Source organism: Shewanella eurypsychrophilus, assembly GCF_007004545.3.
Lineage (GTDB): Bacteria > Pseudomonadota > Gammaproteobacteria > Enterobacterales > Shewanellaceae > Shewanella > Shewanella eurypsychrophilus.
On sequence record NZ_CP045503.2, the window covers coordinates 4,106,480 to 4,127,156 of the forward strand.

Annotated in this window: 14 protein-coding genes; 7 read left to right on the forward strand and 7 right to left on the reverse strand. The window is 44.1% G+C overall.

Annotation, left to right across the window (positions count from 1 at the left end; translation table 11 throughout):
* Window positions 1-133 precede the first annotated feature (133 nt).
* Complete coding sequence (locus FM038_RS17530) at window positions 134-487, forward strand: YkgJ family cysteine cluster protein (protein WP_142874823.1); 354 nt, start codon at window positions 134-136, stop codon at window positions 485-487.
* 229 nt (window positions 488-716) lie between these two features.
* On the opposite strand, the gene trpB is transcribed toward FM038_RS17530, so the two are convergent.
* Entirely contained in the window at window positions 717-1,919 is a 1,203-nt protein-coding gene (gene trpB / locus FM038_RS17535) for a tryptophan synthase subunit beta (protein WP_142874613.1), read from the reverse strand.
* A 389-nt stretch (window positions 1,920-2,308) separates the two neighbouring features.
* Between trpB and FM038_RS17540 the strand changes: the two genes are divergently transcribed.
* Both FM038_RS17540 and FM038_RS17545 read left to right on the forward strand, forming a co-directional pair.
* Window positions 2,309-3,706 (forward strand): uracil-xanthine permease family protein, encoded by a 1,398-nt coding sequence (locus tag FM038_RS17540; RefSeq protein WP_199242703.1) that lies wholly within the window; start codon window positions 2,309-2,311, stop codon window positions 3,704-3,706.
* A gap of 259 nt (window positions 3,707-3,965) precedes the next feature.
* The gene (locus FM038_RS17545) at window positions 3,966-5,327 is read left to right on the forward strand and encodes an 8-oxoguanine deaminase (protein ID WP_142874614.1); all 1,362 of its coding nucleotides are present in this window, start codon (window positions 3,966-3,968) and stop codon (window positions 5,325-5,327) included.
* Between the two features lie 148 nt (window positions 5,328-5,475).
* On the opposite strand, the gene FM038_RS17550 is transcribed toward FM038_RS17545, so the two are convergent.
* A complete protein-coding gene (locus FM038_RS17550; RefSeq protein ID WP_142874615.1) occupies window positions 5,476-8,595 on the reverse strand; it encodes a multidrug efflux RND transporter permease subunit in 3,120 nt (1,039 codons plus the stop codon).
* Window positions 8,596-8,627: 32 nt separating this feature from the next.
* Window positions 8,628-9,776, reverse strand: a complete 1,149-nt coding sequence (locus FM038_RS17555; protein ID WP_142874616.1) for an efflux RND transporter periplasmic adaptor subunit — start codon at window positions 9,774-9,776, stop codon at window positions 8,628-8,630.
* Between the two features lie 261 nt (window positions 9,777-10,037).
* On the opposite strand from FM038_RS17555, the gene FM038_RS17560 reads away from it, so the two are divergent.
* Together FM038_RS17560 and FM038_RS17565 are read left to right on the forward strand one after the other, a co-directional pair.
* A complete protein-coding gene (locus tag FM038_RS17560; protein ID WP_142874617.1) occupies window positions 10,038-10,715 on the forward strand; it encodes a response regulator transcription factor in 678 nt (225 codons plus the stop codon).
* Window positions 10,712-12,010 carry a sensor histidine kinase gene (locus FM038_RS17565; RefSeq protein ID WP_142874618.1) on the forward strand — a complete coding sequence of 433 codons (1,299 nt, stop codon included), beginning with the start codon at window positions 10,712-10,714 and terminating at the stop codon, window positions 12,008-12,010. The genes FM038_RS17560 and FM038_RS17565 overlap by 4 nt, the downstream gene beginning before the upstream one ends.
* Here FM038_RS17565 and FM038_RS17570 read toward each other — a convergent pair whose 3' ends face one another.
* From FM038_RS17570 to FM038_RS17580, 3 genes are all read right to left on the reverse strand, one after another.
* On the reverse strand, window positions 12,011-12,559 hold the full coding sequence (locus FM038_RS17570; RefSeq protein ID WP_195873107.1) for a hypothetical protein: 549 nt from the start codon (window positions 12,557-12,559) through the stop codon (window positions 12,011-12,013).
* Window positions 12,560-12,882: 323 nt separating this feature from the next.
* The gene (locus tag FM038_RS17575) at window positions 12,883-15,189 is read right to left on the reverse strand and encodes a penicillin acylase family protein (protein WP_142874620.1); all 2,307 of its coding nucleotides are present in this window, start codon (window positions 15,187-15,189) and stop codon (window positions 12,883-12,885) included.
* A 145-nt stretch (window positions 15,190-15,334) separates the two neighbouring features.
* Window positions 15,335-15,601: a hypothetical protein gene (locus tag FM038_RS17580; RefSeq protein WP_142874621.1), complete on the reverse strand. Its 267-nt coding sequence runs from the start codon at window positions 15,599-15,601 to the stop codon at window positions 15,335-15,337.
* Window positions 15,602-15,805: 204 nt separating this feature from the next.
* Here FM038_RS17580 and FM038_RS17585 point away from each other — a divergent pair, with 204 nt between their 5' ends.
* Both FM038_RS17585 and FM038_RS17590 read left to right on the forward strand, forming a co-directional pair.
* Entirely contained in the window at window positions 15,806-16,057 is a 252-nt protein-coding gene (locus tag FM038_RS17585; protein ID WP_142874622.1) for a hypothetical protein, read from the forward strand.
* A 723-nt stretch (window positions 16,058-16,780) separates the two neighbouring features.
* Window positions 16,781-19,627 (forward strand): TonB-dependent receptor domain-containing protein, encoded by a 2,847-nt coding sequence (locus FM038_RS17590; RefSeq protein WP_142874623.1) that lies wholly within the window; start codon window positions 16,781-16,783, stop codon window positions 19,625-19,627.
* 81 nt (window positions 19,628-19,708) lie between these two features.
* On the opposite strand, the gene FM038_RS17595 is transcribed toward FM038_RS17590, so the two are convergent.
* Entirely contained in the window at window positions 19,709-20,605 is an 897-nt protein-coding gene (locus tag FM038_RS17595; protein WP_142874624.1) for a LysR family transcriptional regulator, read from the reverse strand.
* Window positions 20,606-20,677: the final 72 nt, after the last annotated feature.

Sequence of the window (20,677 nt, forward strand, 5' to 3'; positions counted from 1 at the left end):
CAAAAAGAAATAATCAGGTGATCCCCTAATATAGGGCGTTATGGTAGGCTGTAAACTTAAAGGCATTGTCAACATCTAGTGAATTAGGCATAGAACAACAATGGTTACGAATCGCACAAAAAATTTGATCTTTATGAACAATGACCGAGAAACAATCGCACGTCTGCGCGAGCGTATTCCAACCTTTGAATGTACGCCAGGCTGTCATGATTGTTGTGGACCAGTAACCACCTCTTCAACTGAAATGTCGCGTCTACCAGTGAAGACGGATGCCGAACATGAAGCCGCATTAAATGAATTTAATTGCGTACACTTGGGGCCTAAGGGTTGCAAGGTGTACGAGCAACGTCCGTTGATCTGCCGAGTGTTTGGCACCACACCGCGTATGCCCTGCCCAAATGGTTGTCGACCACAAGAGATGATTGACACAGAAACTGAGCGTGAGATCCATCATTTCATCGCAAATACACGACAAGTGTTGGTGTAAGTTATCAACTGAACTGGCAGGAAAATGAGACCCATAGGCTGAAATCACAAGATAGAGCTGGAGTCGATTCTACCCGCTTATAGAGAGGAAAATGATGAAATGAATACTTCATCATTTTCCTAATGCTACAGACCTAGCTTGCATGCCTAAGCTACATACCTAGCCTACATACCTAAGTTATAGGCCTAAGTTATAGGCCTAAGTTATAGGCCTAAGTTATAGGCCTAAGTTATAGGCCTAGCTTGTCGGCGACATAGTCGGCGTCTTTATCCCCTCGTCCAGATAGGTTAACTAAGATCTGTTTATCTTTTGGCAATTTAGCCGCTTCGCGCATGGCCCAAGCCACTGCATGAGCACTTTCCAGAGCTGGGATAATCCCCTCGACCCGCGACAGCGTCATAAAAGCATTTAAACACTCCTCATCGGTAACTGAATCATATTCAGCACGCTCAATGTCTTTAAGGTAGCAGTGTTGTGGGCCCACTCCCGGATAATCTAATCCTGAGGCGATGGAGTGAACAGGTAGTGGCTCACCCGCTTCATCTTGTAACAGATAGCATTTAAAACCATGAATGGCGCCCGGCGTGCCTAACGTAAGCGTGGCTGAATGCTCTGTGGTATCTAGCCCTTTTCCCGCGGGTTCAACACCGACGATCTTCACCTCACTATCATCGAGAAATGCAGTGAACAGGCCGATAGCGTTCGAACCGCCTCCGACGCAAGCAGTGATGATATCGGGGAGTTTATTAAATTTTTGTAGGAACTGCTCTCTGGCCTCACGGCCGATAATGCTCTGAAAATCACGCACCATCTTAGGGAAAGGATGAGGACCTACCACTGAACCAATGGCATAGAAATAATCTTTCGGATCCTTCATGTATTCGACAAAGGCGCTGTCGACAGCATCTTTTAAGGTAGCTGTACCTTGGGTAACGGCGATTAGCTTACAGCCTAAAATTTTCATTTTAGTGACATTCGGGTGCTCTTTTTCTATATCGACCTGACCCATATGGATTTCACACGGGATCCCCACTAATGCGCAGGCAGTGGCAAGTGCGACACCATGTTGACCCGCCCCCGTTTCGGCAATCACCTTTTTCTTGTTCATGAATTTAGCGAGTAATGCTTCACCGAGGCAGTGATTAATCTTATGAGCACCTGTGTGATTAAGATCTTCACGCTTGAGATAGATCTGTGCACCGCCGAGTTGGTCGCTAAGGCGCTTGGCATGATAGATAGGGCTTGGACGACCCACATAGTCCTGGAACAGCTGCATGAGCTCATCCTGGAAGCCTTGAGTCTGTCGGATCTCTTCGTAGGCTTGATTAATCGCATCCATCGCAACCTTTAACTCAGGCGGAATAATCTGGCCACCATACTCACCAAAGAAACCTTGATTGTCAGGCATGGGTGCGAATTCTAACTTGCTCATAAGACCTCTCTATACTTTGAATTTCTTCTAGTTTGACATTAATTGGGTTCGTTTTTGATACACCCGATCAATATATAACAGAGTCGAGAATTGGCCAATAGCAATAAGTATAACTATGAAGTAGAAGCTTTTTTACAGTGAGAACAAGCAGGTCTTGCACAAATACTTTGCGCTAAATCAAGCCGCATAACTTGGTGTTTTATCCGTCCTATGTCTTTCAAGCATTCCACCATATGAAAGCTCGAAATGTGGACAGTCCAAAAAAACAACGATAGGTTGAAATTTAAGCTGACAGTTGTGACAGCTTTGGCCTAAGTGTTTGCTTAATAAAGAGAGGAGTATTTGCTTTAAAAGCATTGCACTACAACAAGACAGGAGTCGAGGTAGATATGAGTACATCACAGAAGAACAGTGACTTATTATACGGACTGCATGACCGTCCCGCACCACTTAAAGCCTTATTTGCCGCTTTTCAGCATATATTGGCCAGTTTTGTCGGCATTACCACCCCAGCATTAATCATTGGCGGTGTCTTGGGCTTAGGCAGTGAGTTGCCTTATCTTATTTCCATGGCCCTATTTGTTTCTGGAGTTGGAACCTTTATTCAAGCAAAACGCCTAGGCCCTGTCGGCTCAGGATTATTATGCGTACAGGGAACCAGTTTTGCCTTTTTGAGTGCGGTTTTAGCTGCAGGCTTTATTGTTAAAAATAGAGGGGGGAGCTCTGAAGATATTCTAGCTATGATTTTTGGGGTTTGTTTCTTTGCCTCATTTGTAGAAATATTTTTAAGCCGCATCATCCATAAACTTCAGCATGTCATTACCCCTGTCGTTACTGGCATCGTCATCACCACCATAGGTTTATCCTTGATTAAAGTTGGCATGACCGATATTGCAGGGGGATTTGGCAACGAAGAGATAGGTGCAGCAAAATATCTTATTGTCGGTGGAGTCACGCTAGCCAGCATTATTGCGATTAATCGCTTACGCAATCCGGTTTTACGCCTATCGGGGATCATGATCGGTATGTTAGTCGGCTATATCACCGCTTACTTTATGGGCATGGTGAATTTTCACATACCCGATGTTGCCATCATTTCAGTGCCTATGCCGTTTAAGTATGGATTCAATTTCGATTTAGCAGCGTTTATTCCAGTAGCTATTATTTCAGTGGTCACCGCCATTGAAACAACGGGTGATTTAACGGCAAACTCTATGGTTTCTAAGGAGCCTACTCAGGGGCCACTTTATCTTAAACGTATCAAGGGTGGAGTTTTGGGTGATGGAGTAAACTCTTGTTTAGCAGCTACATTTGGCAGTTTCCCTATGTCAACGTTCAGTCAAAACAATGGTGTGATCCAGCTCACCGGCGTTGCCAGTCGTTATGTGGCTTTTTATATCGGTGGCTTGTTCATTTTATTAGGTCTATTTCCCATTATTGGGGCGGTTTTACAAACACTGCCTAAACCCGTTCTAGGCGGAGCGACCTTGGTAATGTTTGGTACCGTTGCATCGGCAGGCATTCGAATCTTAGCGAGTGCAGAGCTTGATCGTCGTGATCTGCTTATTATGGCAGTCTCTTTTGGTTTAGGGCTTGGTGTTGTCGCTGTGCCTGAAGTAACAAACTCTTTCTCGCCTCTATTTAAAAGCATTTTCGGTTCATCTGTCACTGTCGCAGGCCTATCGGCAATTTTAATGAGTTTGATCATTCCTCAAAATATGGCCACTGAGGCAGAGGAGCAAGTATCAGAGTTCACGGTAGAAGATGAACAAACACATATAGCCTAGCCATTAGCTTTATACCGATTCGTTTTTTGCTTTTGACTAAAGTAGATCTAAGTGGTTAAGATATAAGCCCTAACTAGTATATTCTTACAATAAAGTAGTCATTTTTTGGAGGCAAGCCCCAGGTCTTAAAGGCCTTGAGTCTTGCTGTGATCATACTCAACTAATAATGTACCTTTCCGGTTTGTGCATTATTGGCTCCTACATCCGGGTTCTAAAAGTTCATCTCTCTCTTTTATGTACCTGGAAATTAGGAGTAAATATGCAAAATAATGCTCATAGAATATGGATTAAAAATCCCCTCGACTGTCTAGACCCAGCTTATGCGGGTGGCATTGTTATTCAAGACGATATTATCGTGGAGCTAATACCCGCAGGTGGCGAGCCAACCGAGCAGGCTCATGAGGTCATAGATGCTAGTGAGCATGTCCTTATACCTGGCCTAATCAACAGTCACCACCACTTTTATCAAACCTTAACTCGCGCTTTTCCGGCGGCATTAAACAAAGAGTTATTTCCATGGTTGCAGAGCTTATATCCCGTATGGGCTAAACTCACCCCCCAAATGATCGCAACCTCAACACAAATTGCCTTAAGTGAACTCCTTCTCTCTGGGTGTACCACCGCAAGTGATCACCACTACCTTTTTCCAAATGGGCTAGAAAATGCCATCGATATTCAAATAGAACAAGCGCGTAAACTTGGTATAAGAGTTCACTTAACGCGCGGCTCTATGAGCTTAGGGGAAGATCAGGGCGGATTACCACCACGGACAACCATTCAAACCGATCAACAGATATTAGATGACAGCCAAAGACTCATTAACACTTATCATCAATATGAAGCAGGGGCTATGATCAGAATTGCATTGGCGCCTTGCTCACCTTTTTCAGTGAGTGAAGACTTGATGCGTGCGACAGGTGAGCTAGCCGCAGATCTTGATGTCAGACTACACACACACCTTGCAGAGACAATTGATGAAACCGAGTTTTGTATAAAGATGTTCGGCGTACGCCCAGTTGATTACCTTGAGCGCGTAGGCTGGTTAAATAACCGCACCTGGCTTGCCCATGGTATTCACTTTAATGAACAAGAAATTTCTCGTTTAGGGCAAGCTGGCGTCGGTGTTTGCCATTGTCCCTCATCCAATATGCTGCTGGCCTCGGGCCAATGTCCAACACTCGCACTGCAGGCCGCAGGTAGCCCTGTCGGTCTCGGGGTCGATGGCTCGGCATCGAATGACGGTTCAAATATGATTGGCGAAGTTCGTCAAGCGTTGTTACTGCAACGCTTACGCTATGGTGCCAGTGAGATCACCCATCAAAAAGCCTTTGATTGGGCGACTAAAGGCTCAGCAGCTTGTCTAGGGCGGGATGATATTGGTGAAATCGCAGTAGGCAAGCAGGCTGATATCGCTTTATTCAAACTGGATGAAATTCGTTTTGCCGGCTCAGGTTCCCCAGTTGCAGCCATATTGCTTTGTGGTGCAACAAGAGCAGATAAAGTCATGGTGGCTGGTCGTTGGCGGGTGTTAGATGGTGAGATAGTAGATTTAGATCTGGATCAACTGATGGCACAGCAAGTCCAGTTAGCGACCCAACTTGCCAACTCACACTATGGCTAACAGTATCAGTTGCGAGGAAAGCAGTGAAAGCAGTGAAAGCTGTAAGTTAAAGATGTGAAAAGTAGAAAAAGAACAAACCATCGAGCACTTCTAACCTAGTTCTAAGAAGTGCCGATGGATTTTTGTTGTCATAGTGTCATGTGATCAACTACAGCACTGCTCCACTCTTGTTAGCACGCCCTCTTACACGATCGATTGTTTGATTGATGAAGACAAAAAATACCGGCACAAACAGCACAGCTAACACGGTACCGCTAAACATCCCACCTAGCACGCCAGTACCGAGTGAGTTTTGTACCTCAGAGCTTGGTCCGCTTGCCAGATAAAGTGGAATGATGCCGCAACTAAAGGCTAGTGAGGTCATTAAGATAGGTCTTAAGCGTAGCCTAGTTGCCGTTAACACCGAGTCAATTAATGAGCTACCCTCTTTTCGAGCTTGCTTAGCAAATTCAACAATTAAAATCGCATTTTTCGCCGACAAACCTATGATGGTCACTAGCCCCACTTTAAAGAACACATCGTTGGCCATACCGTTAAGCATGACAAAAGCCACAGCACCAATAACGCCTAATGGCACGACTAAGATCACGGCCAACGGAATTGTCCAGCTTTCATATAATGCAGACAACACGAGGAAGATAACTAACATAGAGAAGAGTAACAGCATCACAGTTTGCGATTCAGCCTCACGCTCCTGCAGTGATAGTCCAGTCCACTCAATGGTTGCCGCACTCGGTAATGCGTCCACTATTCGCTCTAGCTCCTGCATCGCCTCCCCCGATGAGACACCCACAGCAGGTGATGCCGATACAGCTACAGCTGATACGCCATTAAAGCGGGTCAACTGTTGCGGCGTAGTGCCCCATACGGGCGTCACAAATTGAGAAAGGTAGACAGTGCCTCCCTGCTCGTTTCGAATCGATAACTTGAGTATATCCTCTAGCTGCATCCTTGATTGAGCTTGAACCTGAACGATAACCTGTTGCAAGCGCCCGTTATTAGGGAAGTCATTGACATAGTTTGACCCCATAGCGGTAGAAATTGTTTCGCTGATAGCATTGAACGGCACACCGAGTGCGCGCGCCTTAGCCCGATCGATGTTTAGTTGTATGCCGCTGGTTTCAGGTAAGGTTTCAAAGTAGATAAAAGCAAATTTACCACTGGCATACGCTTGATTAAGAAACTCAGCTTGAGTATCTAAAAAACGCTCATAGCCTAAATTGCTACGGTCCTGCAGTTGTAAGGAGAGGTTTGAAGAGTTACCTAAGCCATCAATCGCTGCTGGCAATACATTAAAAACCTGCCCCTCAGTTAAATCGCTTAAGTGCTCATTAAGTGCCTGCATCTCTTGTTGAGTGGAAACGCCATTACGTTGATCCCAACCTTTTAAGGTGGTAACCCCAAATGCAGAGCTTGGGCCTGTCCCACTAAAGCTAAAGCCTAAAACACTCATGCTGGCTTCGACAGCCTCTCTACCGAGCGCAAACTCCTCAATTTTAGTGACCACATCCATTGTACGTTCAACGGTTGCATCGCTAGGCAGTTGTACCGATGTCATAAAGAAGCCCTGATCTTCCTCGGGCAAAAAAGTACTCGGGATCTGAGTAAAACCATAGATACACACAGCAACAAAGCCCAAATAAAGCAGCATCATCCGCCCTGTTCTTTGTATTAAGTAAGCCGTAATTGCTGCCACTTTGGCGGTAAACCAAGCAAAGCTACGGTTGAACCAACCAAAGAAGCCGACTTTATTGTGATCGCTTTCAGTTAGCGGTTTTAGCAAGGTTGCACATAGGGCTGGGGTTAAGGTTAATGCCAGAAAAGCCGAAAACAGGATAGAAACAGCCATCGACAAGGAGAACTGTTGAAAAATAGTCCCGACAGAACCCGCCGCAAAAGAGATAGGTATAAATACCGCCGACAGTACGGCAGTAATGCCAATTACGGCGCTATAGATCCCTGACATAGCCTGCTCAGTCGCCGCTTTTGGTGGCAGCCCTGTTTCAGCCATCACCCGCTCAACGTTTTCGACCACAACAATGGCATCATCGACTATGATGCCAATAGCTAACACCATACCGAACATGGTGAATACATTGATAGAGAAACCCATAACTAACATCACGGCAAATGTGCCAAGTAGCGCTATGGGCGCAACGATAGCTGGAATTAAGGTATAACGGATCTTTTGTAGAAATAGATACATCACCAGAAACACCAGTAGCATTGCTTCAAGTAGGGTGATCACCACTTTTTGGATCGATATCTTAGCAAAAATAGCCGCATCAGATGTGATGGTATATTCCATGTTTGCTGGCATAGCTTGTTGTAACTCAGCCATGCGAGACCTTATCTCGTCAGACGTAGCGATAGCATTGGCACCAGGCGACAACTGAATGGCTGCCGACGTTGATGCTTGGCCGTTTTCACGATTACTGAAAAGATAATTTTGCGCGCCTAACTCAACCTTAGCGACATCCTCTAACAATACTGTTCCGCCATGGATATTGGCGCGTAATACAATTTGGCGAAACTCTTCTGGTGTTTCTAACTGTCCCTGTGCGGTCAGTGGAAATACTGTCATCTGACCATCTGTGGTCGGAGAGGCACCGAGTTTACCGGGAGATATCTGAATATTTTGCTGTGAAATAGCAAGCGTTACATCTTCCATCGTCAGGTTGTAGCCTGTTAGTGCAATGGGATCGACCCAGATCCTCATGGCAAACTCAGCACCATACATCTGTATGCGGCCAACCCCAGGTACTCGCTTTATCTCCTCAACGACATTCCGTAACATGTAGTCGCTCAGCTCTAGCTCTGAGTATTGGCCGTTCGGTGAGATTAAGCCTAAATACATCAAGTTGTTAGAGGAGGTCGTTTCCACTGTGATCCCAGCTTGACGCACTGCCAAGGGCAATCTGGGCTCGATGGTTTTGATCTTATTTTGGATCTCAACCTGAGCCATTTCAGGGTCGGTGCCATTTTCAAATGTCACAGTAATTGACGCGCTGCCACTGGCATCGGACGATGATTTAAAGTAAAGCAAGCCTTTGATACCAGTGATCTCTCTCTCAATCAAAGAGACGACACTGTCGTTAATGGTCTTCGGGCTGGCACCTGGGTATGACAGGTACAAGCCTATGCTTGGTGGGGCAACGCTAGGAAAACGCTCTACAGGTAGCTTAGGTATAGCGATAATCCCAGCAATAGAGATCAAGATGGCGATAACCCAAGCAAAAATTGGCCTAGATATAAAGAAATGTGACACGATAAAGGTCCTCTAAAAACAGGTAAAAATTGCTATTTGAGCCAAGTTGATAGGGATAGCTGAGCTCCCTGCTGAAGGTTTTCCTGACCAGAAACAATCACGGTATCCTTGTTACTCAGCCCCTGGGACACTAGGTACTCCCCGCTTTGAATACCCTCAATGACGAGTTCTCGACGCTCATAATTGCCATCGACCACCACAAAAAGGTAGGGATCACCACTGCTTGTTCGCAGCACCGCTTGCTCAGGAATACGAACCGCCTGCAGTTTCCTACGTGGGATCTGTGTACGAACATACATCCCAGGTAGTAAAAGCTGATTAGGGTTATCAGCGATAATACGTACTATAAGATCACCAGTATTTTCATCGACACTGATGCCTGAGAATAAAATACTCCCTTTTATATCCTCGGCTCTGTTTTCAGAAAACTGCACGGTAACAGCTAGCCCTTGTTTGTTGTTACTGCCTTTGCCATCCAGAAACTTGCGAATTTGACTAAGCTTGGAAGCAGGTTGACGCACATCGATATAGACCTTATCTATTTGCTGGATCACTGCCATTGGTTTGGCATCATTACTGATCACTAGCGCTCCCTCAGTCACCAGAGCCTCACCAATAATGCCACTGATCGGCGCGCTCACTCGCGCATATTTGAGCTGCAACTTACTGTGTTCGAGTTGAGCACGATTTTGCTCTACTGTCGCAGCGGCTATCTGTTGATTAAAGCTTGCATCCTCAAAGGCTTGCTTACTCACAGCTTCAGTGCGGTCGAGGGTAGCAAGTCTATTTAACTGAGTTTGCAGCAAGGCGAGGTTCGCTAAAGATTGGCTTAATGCCGCCTGCTTGATATCGATATCGATTTCGAAAGCATCTTGATCGATTTGAAACAGAGGATCGCCATGTGTGAGGGTATCGCCTTGACGAAACAATCTCTGAATGATGATACCTGTCACCTGAGGCCGAATTTCAGCACTACGCAGTGGCCGAACACGTCCCTGAAGTTCGTCATACAGAGTCACTTCGCTAAATTGCGCGTCAATCGTAGCGACATTAGCAGTATTGGCAAATGTTCCATCACCAAAGTCCTGCTCATTACTGACACTTTCACCACAGGCTGTAACGAAAAAGGTAAGACTTATGAAAAAGCATAAGAACTTCATTTTATTAAACAGATACGCCATCTCTAACAATCTCCTAAATCCTAGCTAGATGATCCTTCTCACAGGCTCACCAGCATGAGTCATTTTCAATCAAGGAGATGGAGATTAGAGTATGCAGGGTAAACAGAGGGTAAAATCTCCGCTATATTGTCAGAGATTAGCACCTAGCAGGCTTTACCCAAGATTTACCCTTAGCCAGTTAAACTGTAATATTTACTGCTTAGACAAGTCAGGCTAATTGGCCAATCTACTCATCGGCCAAATTTTCACAGAGGTATAGAGATGATCCGTGTTTTGCTAATCGAAGATGAGCGTGATCTGGCAGAGACCTTACTGCAATTAATGGAGCTGGCAAAGATGTTGCCAGATCATGCCAGTAACGGTATAGCCGGACTTTCCTTAGCACAAACAAATAGCTACGATGTGTTAGTCATAGATGTAGGCTTACCTAAACTCGACGGTTTTTCAGTATGTAGGCAACTTAGGGCTAAAGGACTAGATATGCCTGTGCTTTTTCTCACGGCTCGTGGCAGCGTCGATGACAAACTAGAAGGTTTCGCTTCTGGTGGCGATGACTATCTCGCTAAACCCTTCGATAACCGAGAACTGATTGCTCGAATAAATGCGCTGGCCGGCCGGCGTAGCAGTCACGCGAAACGTCTACGTGTCGATGACTTAATCATGGATTGTGAGCAGCAAGCGGTGTCATGCAAGGAGCAAGTATTAGCGTTAACCCCTGCTTGTTATACTTTGCTTGAGACTCTGATGCGAGCCAGCCCTGAAGTTGTCAGTAGAAATTCGCTCGAAAATGCCCTTTGGGGCGATGAGCCCCCGAGCAGTAATGTGCTCAAGGCGCACCTTTGCTATCTACGCCGAGTCTTGACTCAAGCCGAGCAAGCACATCTATTGCACACCATATCGGGTAAAGGCTGGGCGCTGCGATCTGGAAGCGGCTCATGAAACTGCGTAACAGCTTATCAGCCCTATTGCTTGGAGGAAGTTGCCTTATTTTGATGGTACTCGTGCTCAGTTATACCCTCTGGGCAAGAGAAAACTACTTCCGTGCCCTGGATACCTCGTTCAGTATCAACATACTCAAGGCGCAAGAGTTAATCAACGAGCGAGGATTTGATGCTGTCGAGCCGAGTTTAGAGATCATTGATGCGCGTTTATTCCATCAATACGACCTCCTGCCCAAGAGTGTACAACTGCAGTATCCTCAATCTTCACTGAAAGTGGGAAGGCACCACTATGCACCTGGGATAACTGATGAAGATGAAATCAATCAGCGTAACTATTTTGTCTACACCTCCCGTTACAACCATGAAGGAGTCTACTACCTAGTTCAGGAATATGAGGAGTCAGATGAACCCAGCTACTGGGATCTTGCTGATTCGCAGCTACAGGAGATCTGGATAGTATCTTTAATCGTCACCCTGTTTTTAGCTCTGTTGATTTTTGGCATCTTTCATTACCTGACTAAACCGCTATATCGACTCAACGCCTGGTCCAAACAACTGAGTAGTGATGATTTAGACAAGCCAGTTCCCTCTTTTGACTATCGAGAGCTGGATTTATTGGCGGAGCAGTTTCTCAATAGCTTACGTGAAGTGGATGCAACCACTCAGCGTGAGACTCAATTTTTGCAGTATGCCAGTCATGAGCTAAGAACGCCTATTGCTGTAGTTAAAAGCAATGCTGAACTGCTCGAGCAACTTTGGCAAGATGCTCCAAAAAGTAGTTTGCCAGCGCTGCATCGCCTGACTCGGGCCGGTAAAACCATGCATCACCTCACCGAAACCTTACTATGGCTGACGCGCAAAGAGGTATCTGAGCCTATATCGACACACTTTCGCTTAGATCTACTGATACATGAGCTTATTGAAGAACATAGCTATCTTCTAAAAGGTAAGGTGGTAGTTCTGAATCTCGAGCTAGCTGAAGTCGCCACCTTTCAGTCAGAAACATTAGTCCGCATTTTGATCGCTAACCTCATTCGCAATGCTATGCAGCATATTGACGAGGGGAGTATCTCGGTAACACTCATCAAACAGCAACTGACTATCGAAAACAGAGACCTTGTTGATGGTGGTATGAATCAACAGCAAGAAGTTTTAGATAGTTTTGGCCTTGGTTTAAAGCTTGTAAGCCAAATTAGCCAGCAACAATCATGGCAGTTTGAGGTGGAGTCTGAACCTAATCGCTATATTGCGATGATTAACTTCCTACCCAGTAAAATTGATAGCTATAACTGATCAATCTGCTAGTCGAGCTGTATCAAGCCCAGCATCATCAAAGCTTCTAAAGGTAACTCCCCCCTCAGATAGCTTGATCTCCATATTGCAGCTTGCTGGAGATTGGTCTATTTTTTCACAGCGATTAAGCTCAAGCTTATAGGCTTTCTTTTTGATGGCATCGGCGAGTTCTGCGCAGCTCAAAGGGTTTTCATCACTCTCTTTGAAACAGAGTTTTTGTTTATACTCCTCACCTTTGTTACCAGCGACTAAATATTCCCAATCGTCACCCCAAGAGTTAATCGTCAGCGTATGTTCAATACCGTGCACATCTACTTTTATTTGTGGAGCAAGCTTAACGCCATAATCTAAGTGATTAACGGCATAAACTCTTAGATAACAAGCAGTGACAGCTTGTTCCTGTGTCTTGTCATCACTCATCCCTTTATGAGTAGGTGAAGATTCGACAATGACTTCTGTCACTGTATCAACTTGAAAGGTTACATCTTTCTGACAGCCTACTACAAAAATCATCATTAACAGTAGCGTAACAACCTCTAAGCTGATCATAACAAAGTGACTCTATTGTAATTATTTGTATCGGAGAATAACAGAAAACCTAGATAAGACTTCAACTATTACATTTACTTACAATGTGTCGCAGCTCGCTTTCTATGCTGCGTATTTACTATTTTTCAGTGGATATATTCGTGAATACAAATATAAGAAGCTAATGCTTCGAAGTTAACACTAAACCTAAGATGATCAGCCCTCTACATTATTACTTAAAAATAATTTACTACTTAATAAGTAGTAAAAACCATATTTTATGGAGCCTGCTTGGCCTAAGCCAAGGCAATAAATCAGCTCCTTGGCATTTTCATCAGATAGGACTAATTAACTACCTCTATCGTTATCTTATGTAGAATGTCACCAGGAAGCAGAGGTGTTGACTTTTGCTGCACATATTCATCAAACCCTGCACGATAATAATCTGATAAAGGGTGCCCAGACTGGCCACCTGGGATCGCCATGATAGCCTGTGACTCTAACCCAGGCTGCACGATAAAACGTTGCGATGCACCAAATGCACTTTTTTGTACCGCAGGCATAAAGCTGTCACCAAATCCCGGCGCTTCAGGCATATCCAAGAATGCACTCAGTAGCGGGACTTGTTTACTAAAAGGATGCTGAATTTTGAGTGCGTTCACCTTACCCCAGGCTAAGTCTGACAACTGGTTTGTATCACTGTGTTTAACTAGCAGGGCGTGAGTAGAATCCACGTAGGCCTGAATAACAAATGCATCCCAGCTGTTAAATTGTTCAGGTAACCAAGATTGGGGCTTATCTTCAATTAACTGCCACATCGCAGGTTCAAGGTAGCGCTTAACCGGAGATAAGGAAATCTCTAAAGATTTCAGACCTGTCTCGATAGGCGCAAAACTCATATCGATCAACCTCTGCCTAAAACTGCGCACTAAGGTATAGCCTACTGAATCCGCACAAGCGCACGCCTGCCAATCCCTAATGTGTTGAATATCTTTGGAGAAGCGTATTGGCTCCTTTGCGAGTAAAGTGATCAAATAGTTCTGCCAAGGCGATAAAAACTTGGCCTCATTGTCTAATTGCAGTTGATAGAAATCTTGCTCGGTAAATTGTTCAGACTCAAATAGCCGATCGCGAATTTGCTGACTTCTTGCACCTAAGGCATAACCACCATCCCCGAAACGATCTGACTCTGTAGCTGATATGACTCGAGAATTGGCCGACCAGAGCCGGCCGTGCTCTGGGTTAACAACCTGAGGCAGTAGAGGTTCATCTATGTGCCAGCGTTCTCCTTGATATTCATCTGGCACTTGAGCAATATTGGCTGGATTGGTTCTTGATGGGATTGCGCCAGCTGGTTTCCAGGCTGCATTACCGCTACTATCGACCAACATCATATTCTGCACCGGGATCCCGAAGCTTGTGGCTAGCTTTAAGCCTTCATCCACATTCGACACTGTTTCTAGGCCTATCAACTCCATATCGACGGCATAATCTTGATGAGCAACCCAAGAAAGCGCGTAATTTTGACCATTCACTTGCTTCACGGGGCCATATTTGGATAACTGGATCTGATATTCGACACTCGATTTAGAACCTGGCAGCTTCATCACTTCACGTGCAATTGATAACGGCTCATCGTCATCAATTGCGACCCAATCGGCAGTATCGATATAGGCGTTAGTGAAGCCCCATGCAACCTTGTTATTGGTGCCCACAACAATGGCTGGTGCGCCCGGCAGTGAAACACCGGTAACTTGTATAGGCTCACCAGTTTCCGAAGGGTAATTCAATTGCGCGCGATACCAGATGATAGGAACCGCAAATGAGAGATGCATATCATCCGATAACATAGCGCTACCACTTTTAGTCAAAGCACCTGTTACCGCCCAGTTATTGCTGCCTATATCTAAGGGTTCATCAATCGGGCTTACGAATGCGCTCGCAAGAAGTTGTGTCGCTAGAGCGGGTACTGCAACATCATCAAGAGGCAGCAAGCTTGAATCCAGCGCGGCTTGGTAGGGGCTGTTCTGAGTCACAAAAGCGAGCATATTTTTGCCATACAGCTTTTCAATTTGAGTTAACGCCATATCTCTCTTGACGGTATTACCTTGTAAATCAAGATACATACTATAAATAACCAGTAGACTATCAGCGGGTTGCCAAGCTTGTGGACGCGTACCTGTTAACAGGTATTCAAAAGAACGAATACTCTGCTCTGCCACTGCGGCATTAACGCCATTAGCATAAGCCTGTAATAGCAGTTTTTGTTTTGGCTCCATCTTAACGACCGTATTCTCGGCTCGTTTTCTTAACTGATGAAAACGGCGAGACTTATCTAGATTAAGGGCCTTCTCACCAAATATTTCAGCAAGCTCGCCAGCAGCGTTTCGCCTAATCAGATCCATCTGAAAAAATCGGTCCTGACCATGAACAAACCCCATAGCATAAGCGACATCTCGGCGATTACTTCCCTTGATAACTGCAGTGCCTAACCTGTCTCTCTCTATGGTGACAGACTCAAACAGCTGAGCACTATTAAGCTGCCCCGATAATTTAGGCAGACTCAAATATAGTCCGATATAAACAGTAAAGCTGAGGATGAAAGCTAAAGAAAGAGTTGAAACCAGGAGGATTTTTATTATTCTAGTCATCAAATATCGCCACGATATCCATTATCATGGCAATGACTATAACCTAAGTTACTGAGATGTTAACTAAATAATTTAAAGAAGAACAATTGACCAGAGTCGCATTTGAATCGACCCAATCAAACTAAAAAATGTTTGCAGCTCATCACTACATACACTGTGCAACGGCTCCCTTCTTAGTTGCTGCCATCACACAGCCTCGCTCGCTATCAGATGCAGCCTTACAATCAGACATCATGCTGGCACTATCTGGCGCCATACTGCCTAAAACCTTTCTAGCATGCTTTACGACATCGCCACACTTTTCGACAGGGATGGGATCATAGTTACTACAAGCACTGAGTAATAAAAAGATGATCACAGTAAAAAACAGCGTGGTGCGATTGATTTTGTCAATGGTTGAAAACTTAGGCATCGTTCTTCCTTAATCGCTAAATTTATTATGGCTAACGTGATTTTCTATCAATACAACTTGAAACAGATACTAGAAACTCTGGTCAGAAAAGGCACTTAGAAATAGTAGAAGATAAATTTGGATTTTGCACATTTTGTATTAATGATTTACTGCATTAGAATAGCTACTTCAAGTAATTACATAATCAATGGCAACGCTCTAGATATGGCAAAACCGAATAAGAAAGGTCCGACTCGGACTGTCGATATCTTCTGTGCTAAGTGCAAGACCCAGCTATTTAAATATCGTAAAGGGGGGAAAGGTGCCTTAGTGAAATGTTTTAAAGAGCGTATTGTCGACGATCACACTCAAACCCCCTGCCTCTGCCCGAACTGTGGACAGCTCTTCGCCAGAGATACCTTAGTAAGAGGCACACCAGCGTTAAAGATGATTGGTGGTAAGGTCACTTTTAAATGACCCCTTCCGTTATAGGAAACACCTGAGACCTATCATCTTATACGCTGCTGTTTATTTTCAACTTTAGTGTGCAGGCCTAATGTCACCTCGCAGCTGAGTATCGATGGAGTCTCTGATTGATGTGACCAGAAAGCTCAGAGATATAAGCGATATAGAGCCTGCTATTTTCTTTGCCCCAAAAGCTAAGACGACCTAGTCTCAACATACTTACTAAGCAAATATCCCAGCTGTAGGGCATACTGCACCGAACTGATGTATGCCGGTTAATAAAATCTGCGTTTGATCACAAAACTCTCAACAAGTTTACATTTCAGCATACATATCCCATATTTGCCCCTCCCAAGCAAAATCCTGCATAACATACTGTTATTAAACAAAATATAAAATATAAAAATCAACAAGTAAGCGGTGAGTAACAATTTAAAGCGCAATAGTTAAAACCTTTACCTCAACGATAAGCTTGCTATTCAACTAGAAAACACTCCTCACAATACCCATAAGTAATTATAAGTAATTGAAAAACACTAGTTTTATAAGTAAACACAATTTTATAAGTGCAAAGTTTTTTTTACATGTGTCAAAGCGTGAACGGGTGTTTACAACCTTGACTAAATGTAACAAACCTGTAAATTGCCAGTTAAGTTAGAGTGAGGCTTTAACTTGATAAATATAAAACTCAATTCAACTAGAAAATTGAGTACAAACATAACTAAGGGAATGAATATGATGCCAGTAAGCAGTTTATCAAAAGCTGTAAGGGTTGCTTTACTTGCGACTACTAGTACAGCGCTACTAGCAAGTACAAGCCTATATGCAGCAGAAGAAGAGCAAGTCATTGAACGTATTGAAGTGACTGGTTCTAAAATTAAACGTATCGGTTCTCTATCAGCTACTCCAGTAACGGTCATCACCGGTGCAGAGATGATGAATATGGGTATTACTAACGTCGCTGATATCTTGAACAAACTTCCATCATCTACAGTGGGGATTTCACCAGAAACCTCAAACAACACTATTTTTGCAAACGGTTTGAACCAGACCAGTTTACGTGGTCTTGGTAGTGACCGTACTCTAGTTTTAGTCAATGGTCGTCGCTTTGTCGCTGGCTCTAATGGTAGTTCAGCTGTTGATTTAAATACCATCCCAACAGCTATGGTTTCAAGAATTGAAGTTATTACAGGCGGTGCTTCTGCTGTTTATGGTTCAGACGCAATAGCTGGTGTGATTAACATCATCACACGTACGGACGTTGAAGGGGTTGAACTTGATGTTTCTTATACTCAACCAGAGCAAAGTGGCGGTGAAGAGAGTCAGTTCTCTCTTACAACCGGTGGCAGCTTTCTCGATGATAAACTATCTACAGTCTTTAACTTTACCTACGCAGAGCAAGCTGAGTTACGTAATACAGACAGAGATTTTTTAAATAACCCAGTTAATAGTATTTATAATCCTGAATGGGACTCTTCTCTTGAAGACGGTACACCAGCACGTATTCCATATATTGGCCGCAAACCTCTATCTTGGATCAGTGAACCAGGTACTTTCTTCGCAAATGACGGCGGCCAATACACTTTCGACAGTAATGGTGCCATGAAGGTATTTGATTATGGTGAAGGGTTGATCGAAGGACCAGGTAATAACGGAAACTATTGCGGCCCAGGCTGTGAAGGCTATGACCCTGTCGATTACGGTTTTGTAAGAACGCCACTCGAACGTATGGTGTTTACTCTAAACACAGATTATGAAATCGCTGAAGATCATACGCTATTTACTGAAATTACATATGTTGACTATCAGTCTAATGGTGAAAGTACACCAGTATTCCATACGCGTAACTATATTGAAGCCGATAACGCATTCTTGCCTGAAGAGACACGTCAGCTAATGTCTAACACAGGAATGGACTACTTTAACCTATATCGTATCGATACTGAGTTTGGCAATCGTACCTATAACCAAGATCGCGAAACACTGAGATTCCTAGTCGGTCTTGAAGGCGCGATTACCGATGAGTGGGAATATTCATTCCATGCTCAGCGTGGCGAGCTAAACGAAACAAGTGTATGGGGCGGTGAGATTTGGGCCGATCGCTATGACCAAGCTAAAGATGCAGTCTTTGCTGATGATGGCAGTATCGTTTGTCGTGATGCAGATGCTCAAGCAGCTGGTTGTGTACCACTTAACTTACTAGGTAAGAATCAAGCAAGCCAAGAAGCGATTGATTGGGTCAGCACTAGTGCTGGTCAAACAGCTAAAACAACCCAAACTACAGCAGGTTTAGTTGTCAACGGTGCTCTGTTTGATGTACCTGCAGGCTATATAAGCGCTGCATTTAGTGCTGATTATCGCAAAGAAGAGTCCGAAACTAAGCCTGATCAAGCGCTGGTTGACGGTACCATCTTTGGTAATAACGCAATGCCAATGAAAGGTGAGTATGACGTGATGGAATTTGCAGCGGAATTTAGCATTCCCCTGCTTTCAGATATGTTCCTTGCTCATGATCTAGGTCTTGATCTTGCTTATCGTTGGATGGATTACAGCACTGCAGGCTCCGATGATGCTTGGAAAGTCGGTCTAAACTGGTCTCCAATTGAAGACTTGAGATTCCGTGCAACTAAGTCTAAGTCAGTTCGTGCTCCTAATATTGGTGAGCTATTTGATCCAGGCGGACAAACGTTTGAAAGCTTCAAAGATGTCTGTGATGCTATAAATGTCGAGTTAGGCCCTGATGGAAACCGTAAGCAAAACTGTCAAGCAGCGGGTCTTCCACAAGGCTGGAATCCAACTGATGGCTGGTATCAGAGTAACACGCCAGGTGTTAACGCAGGTAACCCAGATCTGAAACCTGAAACATCAAATGATTATACGATTGGTCTGGTATACACACCTGACTACCTTGATGGATTTTCATTAACGGTTGATTATTGGGCTTTTGAGATCTCAGATGCAATTAACAACATCGACGTAGACGTAGCAGTACGTTACTGTTATGACTCAGTATCTCTAGATAATGTCTACTGTGATCTCTTCACTCGAGACGCATCGACTGGTGATATTGTAGACTTCCTACAAGCACCTGTTAACTCTGCATCATTTGATGTGAAAGGTGTGGATATAGAAACTCAGTACCTTATTCCTACTGATAGTTTCGGTGATTTTAACATTCACCTAATTGCCACTTACCTTGAGCAGTGGGAAACAAACCCAACTGGTTTTGCGGAAGATCTACAGGTTGATGTGGGTGAGTACACAGATCCACGCTGGAAGGCAATGTTTAGCCTAGGCTGGAAATATGATGCACTTAGCTTAGAGGCAAGATCGAACTACCGTCACTCTACAGTTGCTGACAATGAGTGGAAGCCAGAGAACAACAACTATAACGACATTCCGTCACACACTGTTTGGGACTTTACAGGTTCGTATGACTTCACTCAAACACTATCGGTTCGTTTTGGTGTGAAGAATGCGTTTGATATTGCACCACCACGTAACCCATATGTCTACGATGGTGCTGGTTATTATGACACTCAAGGACGTGCTTTCTTCCTAGGTGCAAATTACAAACTTTAATTAGTATTAACTGAAAGTAAAGGGGCTCAGATATCTGAGCCCCTTTTAGTATCTACCCCACCATCTACGATTTGTAGGCCATTATTTCGCAGTTAATTTTTTAACCAGAAAATCCAAGAATGCTCTGATATGGGGTTTAGGATATTGAGCGGCTTTATAAATAGCAAAAATTTCACCACTGCCCTCTTCCCAATGATTGGCTGTCCAATCCGGTAAAATGTTAACTAACTCTTTGTTCTCTAAATAAGGTGTTACCATCCATTCAGATAACAAGAGTACCCCACAATCTTTAAGCGCCGCAGTGAGTAAGGGAGAGCCACCTTTTGAAATGAAGTTACCTTTAACTGACACTTTCTGCTTATTTTTCCCTTGACTGAAGTACCAATGATTTCTCTGCCGCTCTTGGCTGATCAGTAAGCAATTATGTTCATGCAGATCGCCGGGCTGTTCGATAGGGCAATGCTGATCTAAATAGTCTGGCGACGCGGTCAATAATGTCCTATTTTCCATTAATTTCCGCGCCTTTAAACCACTATCTTGTGGCACACCAATACGAATGGCGAGATCGACATTATCGCTATGCAGATCCACCAGCTTATTATCGAGATCAAGCTCAACTTGAACATCCGGGTACATCTGCAGAAACTCAGGAATAATCGGCGCTAGACATAAGTTTCCAAAACTCTCGAACACAGATATTCTTAACATTCCCTGAGGCGTATCTCTCGAGCCTCGCATCTCTACCAATAAACTATCGGCTTGATCCACCAATTGACCCGACTGAGTGTAAAAGTAACTCCCCTCTTCAGTCAGAATAAGTTGCCGAGTACTTCTTTTAAATAGTGTCGTTTTAAGCTGAGCCTCTAGACTATCGATGTTACGAGCAATGGAGGATGGCGCCATATGCAGAACATGGGCAGCCTGAGAAAAACTGCCAGAATCGACAACCTGATGAAATACTTTAATCAGTTCTAACATCTTTGTATTCCTCAGTAGTACTCAAATCATCTTTGCGCTTTACGCAAAGCTATTTCAGTTTATACGTGTATT